This window comes from Kitasatospora sp. NPDC047058 (assembly GCF_040643935.1).
Lineage (GTDB): Bacteria > Actinomycetota > Actinomycetes > Streptomycetales > Streptomycetaceae > Kitasatospora.
This window is the reverse complement of sequence record NZ_JBEYVJ010000317.1, coordinates 1-8,204: the sequence shown is the minus strand read 5'-3', so window position 1 is coordinate 8,204 and position 8,204 is coordinate 1. Positions and strand designations below refer to the sequence as shown.

At 75.5% G+C, this 8,204-nt stretch carries 7 protein-coding genes; all 7 read left to right on the top strand.

What is annotated here, in order from left to right:
- The coding region (locus ABZ885_RS31265) for a CocE/NonD family hydrolase (protein WP_360196005.1) at window positions 1–743 on the top strand (743 nt) is incomplete at its 5' end.
- A 43-nt stretch (window positions 744–786) separates the two neighbouring features.
- The gene (locus ABZ885_RS31260) at window positions 787–1,527 is read left to right on the top strand and encodes a hypothetical protein (protein WP_360196002.1); all 741 of its coding nucleotides are present in this window, start codon (window positions 787–789) and stop codon (window positions 1,525–1,527) included.
- Window positions 1,528–1,576: 49 nt separating this feature from the next.
- Window positions 1,577–2,713, top strand: coding sequence for a cytochrome P450 (locus ABZ885_RS31255; protein ID WP_360195999.1), 1,137 nt, complete (start codon window positions 1,577–1,579; stop codon window positions 2,711–2,713).
- Window positions 2,714–2,761: 48 nt separating this feature from the next.
- On the top strand, window positions 2,762–4,510 hold the full coding sequence (locus tag ABZ885_RS31250; protein ID WP_360195996.1) for a non-ribosomal peptide synthetase: 1,749 nt from the start codon (window positions 2,762–2,764) through the stop codon (window positions 4,508–4,510).
- Window positions 4,511–4,514: 4 nt separating this feature from the next.
- Complete coding sequence (locus ABZ885_RS31245; RefSeq protein ID WP_360195993.1) at window positions 4,515–5,933, top strand: amino acid adenylation domain-containing protein; 1,419 nt, start codon at window positions 4,515–4,517, stop codon at window positions 5,931–5,933.
- Window positions 5,930–6,928, top strand: coding sequence for an alpha/beta fold hydrolase (locus tag ABZ885_RS31240; RefSeq protein ID WP_360195990.1), 999 nt, complete (start codon window positions 5,930–5,932; stop codon window positions 6,926–6,928). The genes ABZ885_RS31245 and ABZ885_RS31240 overlap by 4 nt, the downstream gene beginning before the upstream one ends.
- 11 nt (window positions 6,929–6,939) lie before the next feature.
- A complete protein-coding gene (locus tag ABZ885_RS31235; protein ID WP_360195987.1) occupies window positions 6,940–8,103 on the top strand; it encodes an acyl-CoA dehydrogenase family protein in 1,164 nt (387 codons plus the stop codon).
- Window positions 8,104–8,204 lie beyond the last annotated feature (101 nt).

Below are 8,204 nucleotides of genomic sequence, written 5' to 3'. Positions count from 1 at the left end.
CACTTCCACACCCGGGCCTCGGAGCTGTTCTTCGTCATCGGCGGCTCGCTGCAGGTGCTGGTGGACGACGAGGTGAAGCTGCTGAACGAGGGACGGGCCGCACGGGCGCCGCCGCCTCGGTCAACGACGGGGCGCTGCACCGGCCGCCGGGCCCGGACGGGAGGACGGCCGCGGGAGCCGACGCCTACCCGGTCGACTACTCGGCCACCTCCGGCCGGACGAGCCGCTGGGCCGACGGGTACGCCGGCGGCTTCCACTACGACCTCGCCGCCAACGACCGCAGGGCGCTGACCTACACCTCCGAACCCCTGCCGCAGGACCTGGAGGTCACCGGCCACCCGCTGGTCCACCTGTGGGTGACGTCCACCCACCCCGACGGGGCCTTCTTCGTCTACCTGAGCGACGTCGACGCGGACGGCACCCCGCACTACGTCACCGAGGGCGTCCTGCGGGCCTCGCACCGCCGCCGTACCGCCGCCCCCTGGGACGGCGCCGGCCTGCCGCACCACGCGGGGACGGCCGACGCGGTCGAGCCGCTGCCGGACGAGCCGGTCGAACTGGTCCTGGACCTCCACCCGACCTCGTACAGCTTCGCCGCGGGCCGGCGGCTGAGGATCAGCATCACCTGCTGCGACCGGGACAACGCGAGCGTGGAGGAGCACACGCCGGCCCCGGTCGTCACGCTCCACCGGGGGCCGCGCCATCCGTCGCGGGTCGTCCTCCCCGTCCTGCCGGGCGACTGACGCCGTGTCATCTCAACCCCGTACGTCCACAGAAGGGATCGCCATGTCCGCGCAGCCGCAGCGGGTGGTGGGAGTCGAGTTCGGCCGGGAGGTCCCGCCCCGCTCGTTCGCCACCCTGCTGCCGCCGCCCTGGCGGCAGCAGTACGACCGGATCGACCTGCTCGCCCACCCGGACATCCGGGACGGCCTGCGCTCGCCGGCCGAGCAGGCCGACCACTGGGCGCGCTGGCTGGGAGGAAGCGACGGCCCCACGGTGGTGCTGGGGTACTGCTCCGGCGCCGCTGTGGCGGCCGAGCTCGCCCGGCTGCTGGGCGCGGGGACCCGCCTGGTGCTGATCGACCCGTCCGTGCCCACCGCGGGGGAGGCCCAGGAGCTGCTGGTCGAACTCGCCCGGGGCCTGGACGAGGAGCTGCGGTCCGCCGACGTCCCGGACATCCGCGCCGCCGGGCCGGCCGAGGCGTTCGCGCTCTCCGCCGACCTCCTGCGCACCCTCGTCGACCGCTGCGCCCCCGACCTGCCGGACGACATCGCCGGGGCGCTCAGTGAGAACCAGCGGGTCTGGATGAGCTACACCCTGGCGGCCGGCGCCCACCGCGGCAGCCTGCGCCACCGGCCGGACCTCGTGCTGCTCAGCGCCGACGGCAGCTGGGAGCCCGACCCGGCGACCCTGGTGCGCCGCTTCCCGGCGGGGCCGACCGGGCTGTTCACCGATCCCGCGGCGGCCGCCGCGCTCGCGGACGCCCTCGGACCCGGGGGCGGCGGGGAGGGGGAGGACCATGGATGACCTGTGCCCGTACGGACACGGTCCGGGGGCCCTGCCCGTGGACCCGTGCATGGACTACATCGCCCTTCGCGACACCGCCGCCGTCCGGCGGGACGACGACCTGGGCGTGTGGATCGTCACCGGCTTCGACGAGGTGACCGAACTCCTGCGCGGCGGCGCCCTCTCCGCGGAGTGGCCGGTCCGGGGCACCACGCGGTTGCACGACGGGCAGCCGGGCAGCGACGGCGCGATGCGCACCGCCGACACCGTCCGGCGCTGGTTCATGTTCAACGACGAGCCCCGCCACCAGGTGCTGCGCGGCCTGGTGGCGCCGCTGCTCACCGCGGCCCGGGTGGCCCGGCTGCGGCCGTTCGTCGAGGAGACCGTCGACGAGCTGCTGGCGGCCGTCGCCGACGAGATCGACGTGATGCAGGACCTGGCGGTGCCACTGGCGAGCCGGGTGGTGTGCCGGCTGCTCGGGCTGCCCCGGTCCGTGGCCCCGCGGATGGCGGGCTGGGGACGGGACATCGCCTCCCTCCTGGTCGCCGACTACTTGCCGGAGGTCGTCGAGCGGGGCACCGCGGCGCTGCGCGAGATCGAGGACGTGGTCGCGCTGGCGCGCTGCACACCGCTTCCCGAGGACAGCGTCCTCCGGGCGCTGGCCGAGGCGGCGGGGGAGGGACGGATCGCAGAGGAGGACATCGCGCCGACGGCGAGCCTGCTGGTCTTCGCCGGCTTCGACACCACCTCGACGTTCATCGGCAAGGCCGTCCGCACGCTCCTGCACACCGGGAGGTGGGGACGGGGGCTGCCTGAGGACCTCGCACCGGTCGTGGAGGAGCTGCTGCGCTTCGACACCTCGGTGCAGCAGGTGGCGCGCATCGCCGTCGCCCCGGTCGAGGTGGCCGGCCACGTGATCGAGCCGGGGGAGCTGGTGCTGCTCATGCTCGGGGTGGCGAACCGCGACGGGCGGACCGTCCCGGACCCGGATGCCTTCGACACGGACCGCCGTACCTCCCGCCACCTGTCCTTCGGCTACGGCGCCCACTACTGCCTGGGCTCCGGCCTCGCCCGGCTGGAGGCCACGACCGCCCTGACCCGGCTCGCCGAGCGGTTCGGCGACGCGGAGCCCGTCGGCCCCCCGGTCCTGCGGCCGCGCCACGGGGTCACCGTGCTCGAACACCTGGGGCTGCGCCGTCGGCGCTGACCGCCACCCGCACCGGACGCCCCCGCGATCCGTGACACAGGAGAGGCAATGATCGACATGACCGCGCAGAGCACCGTGCCGCAGCTGGTACGGGAACGGGCGGCCGAGGCCCCCGACGCGGTGGCCGTGCTCGCCGTGGAGGCCGGCGCGGTGTCCGGCCAGCTGACGTACCATCAACTGTGGTACAGCGCAGGCAAACTGGCTGACCGGCTGGCCGGCCTCCCGGGGCACCGCCCCGGGGCCCTGGTCGCGACGCTGTTCCCGCGCGGGGCCGAGGCGGTGGTGGCCCAGCTCGCGGTCTGGCGGGCAGGCGGCGCCTACCTGCCGCTGGACGGCACCACCCCCGAGGCCCGGCGCACGGCGATCCTGTCCGACGCACGGCCGCTCGCCCTGCTCTCCCATGACGCGTCGGCGCCCGGCGGCGTCGCGCTGACCACCCCGGCCGGCGCGACGGCCGCGGCGGACCGGCTCGGCCCCGAGGCGGCGTACGTCGTCTACACCTCCGGCTCGACCGGCACGCCGAAGGGCATCGAGGTGGCCCACCCGAGCCTGGCGAACCTCGTCGACTGGCACGCCCGGACCTACCGGACCGGCCCCGGCGTCCGGGTCGCCACCTTCGCCGGGCCCGCCTTCGACGCCTCGGTGTGGGAGACCTGGGCGACGCTGGCGAACGGCGCCACCCTCGTGGTGCCCCGGGGGCTGGCCCCGGGCGACGTGCAGGGGGTGCGCGACGCGCTCGCCGCCTGGGAGGTCGAGCAGTGCTTCCTGAGCACCCCGCTGGCCGAGCGGTTCCTCGAACTGGCCGACGTCCCCGCGACGTTGAAGGTCATGACCACCGGCGGCGACAAGCTGCGGATCCACCCGCGCCCGGACTTCCCGGCCGGCGTGTTCAACCACTACGGCCCCACCGAGGCCACGGTCGTGACCACGGCCAGCGGCGACCTGCGCGCGGCCGCCGAGCGGAGCACCCCGGTCATCGGGCGTCCGATCCAGGGCGCCGAGGTGCTCGTGGTCGCCGCCGACGGCACGCCCGTCACCGAGCCGGACACCGTCGGCGAACTCCTGATCGGCGGACGGATCCTGGCCACCGGCTACCTGCGTGACCAGCCGCTCACCGACAAGCTGTTCGGGCCCCGCCCGGACGGCGGCCGCTGGTACTCCTCCGGGGACCTCTGCCGGTGGACGCCGGACGGCTCGCTGGAGTTCGTCGGCCGCCGAGACCTCCAGATCGCGGTGCGCGGCCACCGGGTCGAAGCCACCGAGATCGAGCGCGCGGCCCTGCGGGTCGACGGGGTCGACCAGGTGGCGGTGGTCGCCCGGGACACGGCCGACGGCACGGAACTGGTGGGCTTCTACGCGGGCGCGGCCGGGGAGGCCGCGCTGCGCGCCGAACTCGCCGGCGTCCTGCCCGGCTACATGGTCCCGGCCGAGCTGCGGCGGGTGGACGCGCTGCCCCTGAACACCAGCGGAAAGATCGACCGGGCCGCGCTGGGCGCACGGGCCGGGGAGCCCGCGGCCGCCCCGGCCGACGGCGCCACCGGCGCCGCCACTGCGGCCGACGGGGACCCGGTGGTCGCCCGGGTGTCCGCGATCTGGGCCGAGGTGCTCGGGCGCGTCCCCGCGCCCGGCGACAACTTCTTCGACATCGGCGGCCAGTCGCTCAAGGCCGCCCGGGTGCTCGCCGCCACGCGCAAGCAGTTCGGCATCGCCATGCCGTTCGACGTGATGTTCACCAGCGCGGTGTTCTCCGAGTTCGTCGCGCGGGTCACCGAACTGCTCCCGAACGAGGCGGAGTGACGCGATGACGACAGTGTGGGACCAGGTGGCGGCGCAGGCAGCCCGCGCACCGCACGCGACGGCCGCCGTCGGCGAGCGGAGCTACACCTACCGCGGCCTGCTGGAGCACGCCGAAGCCCTCGCCGCGACCCTGCGGGAGGCCGCCCCCGGCGGATCGCTGGTCGCGCTGGAGACCACCAGCCCGGTGAGCGGGGCGATCGCCGTGCTGGCCGGGGCCCGGGCCGGCCGCGCCCTGGTGCCGATGAACCCCGACAGCCCGCCGGGTCACCGCGACCGGATCCTGGCGGACGCCCGCCCGGCGGCAGTGCTGAGGTCGGCGCAGGAGGCGGTGTTCACCGTCGGGAGCCCGGCCGGCGCCGGGGCGCCGGACGCCGGGGGCATCGACCTCCACCGGGCGGCGTACGTGATGTTCACCTCGGGCTCGACCGGCCGGCCCAAGGGGGTCGTCGTCGGACACGAGGCGCTCGCCGCGCGGATCCGCGCGCTGGCGAACGTCCCGGGGATGGGCGAGGGGGAGAGCGTGCTCGCCATGACCGCGCTGTCCTTCGACATCTCGCTCGCGGAGCTGCTCGTCCCGCTGACCGTTGGCGCGCGCTTCGTCGCCGTCCCCGGCGAGGTCCGCGCGGACCCGGACCTCTTCGAGGAGTTCGTCGAGCGCCACCGGCCCGACGTGATCCAGGCGACGCCCAGCTTCTGGCGCCTGCTGCTGGCGGCGGGGGAGCGGTCGGCCGGGCACGCGGCCCGCGTCTGGTGCGGCGGCGAGGCCCTCACCCCGGCCCTGGCCACCGCCCTGCTGGCCCGGCACAAGGAGCTGTGGAACCTCTACGGACCGACCGAGGCGACGATCTGGGCCGGCGCCGCCCGCGTCGACGACCCGGCCGCCGTCTCGCTCGGCGAACCGCTGCCCGGCAGTGGCTGGTTCCTGGACGACGGCGAGATCGTGCTCCACGGCGAGGGGCTGGCCGAGGGGTACCTTGGCCAGGAGGATGTCACGGCCGAGCGCTTCCCGGTGCTGGACACCCCGGCCGGCCGCGCCCGGACCTACCGGACCGGCGACCGCGGCCGGACGGCGCCCGGCGGCGCCCTGGAGTACCTGGGGCGCGTCGACTGGCAGGTGAAGCTGCGCGGGCACCGGATCGAGCTCGGCGAGGTGGAGTCGGTGCTGGAGGAGCACCCGGCCGTCTCCGAGGCGGTCGCGGTGGTTCAGCACGCGGACCGCCCCGAGCGGGCCTTCATCGCCGCCCACGTGGTGCCCGCCGCGGAGGTGACGGCCCCCGAACTGGCCGCCTGGATCCGCGGCCGGCTGCCCGCCCCGTACTGCCCCGGCCGGATCCACCTGGTGCCCGCGCTGCCCCGCAACACCTCGGGGAAGGTCGACCGCACCGCGCTGGCCGGTGGTGCGACGGGGGGTGGCGCACCGTGACCACCTCGGCGGACGCCCGCCGCGAGGCCGTCCTGCGGGCCTGGCGCGCGGTCCTGGAGGCCGAACCGGCCTCGGAGGACGAGAACTTCTTCGATGCGGGCGGCAACTCGATCCTGGCGGTCGCGTTCCAGCGGCGGCTCGGCGAGGAGCTCGGTCACCGGGTGACGCTCAAGCAGGTGCACGAGAACGCCACCGTCGCCGGACTGCTCGGCCTCGACGCCTCCCGGCCGGGGGCGGACCCCGCCGCGCCGCAGGCGCCGGCGGAGGCGCTCACGCTCTACTGCCTCGCCTACGCGGGCGCCTCCGCCCGCCTCTACGAGCCCTGGCGGGAGCGGCTGCCCGCCGCGGTCACGCTCGTGCCGCTGGAGCTGCCCGGCCGCGGGGCCCGCTGGACCGAACCGGCGATCCCGCGACTGGAACCCCTGCTCGCCGACCTCGCCGGCACCGTCGAGCGGGGCCCGGCCGGACCGTACGCCGTCTTCGGGCACAGCTTCGGGGCCCTGCTCGCTTACGAGTTGGCCGGGTACCTGGTCGCCCGGGGCCGGCCGGCCCCGCGCCGCCTGCTGGTGTCCGCGTGCGCCGCGCCGCACGAGGCGACCCCGACGGAGACCAACCACGACCTGACGGACACCGAGTTCGTCGAGCGGCTGCGCCGACTGCGCGGCACCCCGGAGGAACTGCTGGAGAACGCGGAGCTCATGGAGCTCTACCTCCCGACGATCCGGGCGGACTACACCATCCTGGACCACTACCGCGCCCGCCCCGCCGAGCCGCTCGGCTGTCCGGTCTCGGCCTTCCACGGAGCCGACGACCTGGAGGTCGGGCAGGCCGAGATGGCCCGCTGGGCGTCGTACGGCAACGGGTCGATCGACCTCGACGCCATCCCCGGCGACCACTTCTTCCTCCACGACGCGGAGGAGGAGCTGGTGGCGGCGGTCGCGCGCCGGCTCGGGCCCGACCTTCCCCGGGGCCGGGCGGCCCTTCCACACGAGTGAGGTATCCCCAGATGATCAGTCAGCTCACCCAGGAGCAGCGGCAGCGGTGGCGCGCGTACCGGGAGTTCGCGGACACCGCGCTCGCACCACGGGCGCGCCCGGCCGACGAGGAGCAGGTCGTACCGGCCGGCCTGGTCGAGGACCTCGCCAAGGAGGGCTGGATCTCCTCGCTGCTGCCCGAGCAGTGGGGCGGCTCGGCGCTGGACCGGCTCAGCTACGGCCTGATGGCCGAGGAGATGGGCCGCACCTGTCAGAACGTGCGCAACTTCGTCGCCTGCGCCGACATGGTGTCGCACTCCATCTGGCGGTGGGGCACTCCGGAGCAGCGGGAGGCCTGGCTGGGGCGGATCGCGAGCGGCGAGGCGGTCGCCGCCTTCGCGCTGACCGAGCCCGAGGTCGGCAGCGACGCCAAGAGCGTCCGCACGGTGGCGACCGCGGACGGCACCGGCTACGTCCTCAGCGGCGGCAAGAAGTGGATCAGCTTCGCCGCGATCGCGGACCTCTACCTGGTCTTCGCCCAGTACGAGGGGCGGCACACCGCGTTCCTGGTGGAGCGGGACACCCTCGGGCTGAGCGTCGAGCCGCTGTCGGGCCTGCTCGGGCTGCGCGGCTCCGCGCTCGCGGAGGTCACCTTCGACGACTGTCGGCTGCCGGCCGGCTCGATGGTGGGCCAGCCCGGTTCCGGGCTCGCGTTCGTCGCCTCCACGGCGCTGGACATCGGCCGCTACAGCACGGCCTGGGGCTGTGTCGGCCTGGCGCAGGCGTGCCTCGACACGGCGTCCCGGTACGCCGCGCAGCGGGTGCAGTCCGGTGGGCCGATCATCGACCACCAGCTGGTGCAGCGGATGCTCGCCGACATGGTCAGCGGCTCCCGGGCGGCCCGGCTGCTGTGCTGGGAGGCGGGGGCGGCCACCGAGGCCGGGAGCCTCGACGCCGTCAACCAGACCCTGGTGGCCAAGTACTTCGCGTCCACCACCGCCAACCGGATCGCCGCGGACGCCGTCCAGGTCCTCGGCGCGTACGGCGTCGGCCCCGACGCCCCGGTCGCCCGACTGTTCCGTGACGCCAAGGTCATGGAGATCATCGAGGGCACCAGCCAGCTGCACCAGTCGATGCTCGGCCGCTGGAGCGCGCACATCGAGCACCCCGCGGCCTCCGCGACGCCCGCCGCCTGAGCCGCGCACCCGCCACCCGGGGCCGCGGCGCGCGGGGGGGGGGCCCCCCCCCCCCCCATCGGGGGAGGGCCCCACCGAACTACCCAGGCGAATTGAAGAAG

What these genes read in the sequence shown, in the direction of transcription:
- ABZ885_RS31260 (WP_360196002.1), top strand. Translation starts at nt 787, where the DNA reads ATGTCCGCGCAGCCGCAGCGGGTGGTGGGAGTCGAGTTCGGCCGGGAG.
- ABZ885_RS31255 (WP_360195999.1), top strand. Translation starts at nt 1,577, where the DNA reads ATGGACTACATCGCCCTTCGCGACACCGCCGCCGTCCGGCGGGACGAC.
- ABZ885_RS31250 (WP_360195996.1), top strand. Translation starts at nt 2,762, where the DNA reads ATGATCGACATGACCGCGCAGAGCACCGTGCCGCAGCTGGTACGGGAA.
- ABZ885_RS31245 (WP_360195993.1), top strand. Translation starts at nt 4,515, where the DNA reads ATGACGACAGTGTGGGACCAGGTGGCGGCGCAGGCAGCCCGCGCACCG.
- ABZ885_RS31235 (WP_360195987.1), top strand. Translation starts at nt 6,940, where the DNA reads ATGATCAGTCAGCTCACCCAGGAGCAGCGGCAGCGGTGGCGCGCGTAC.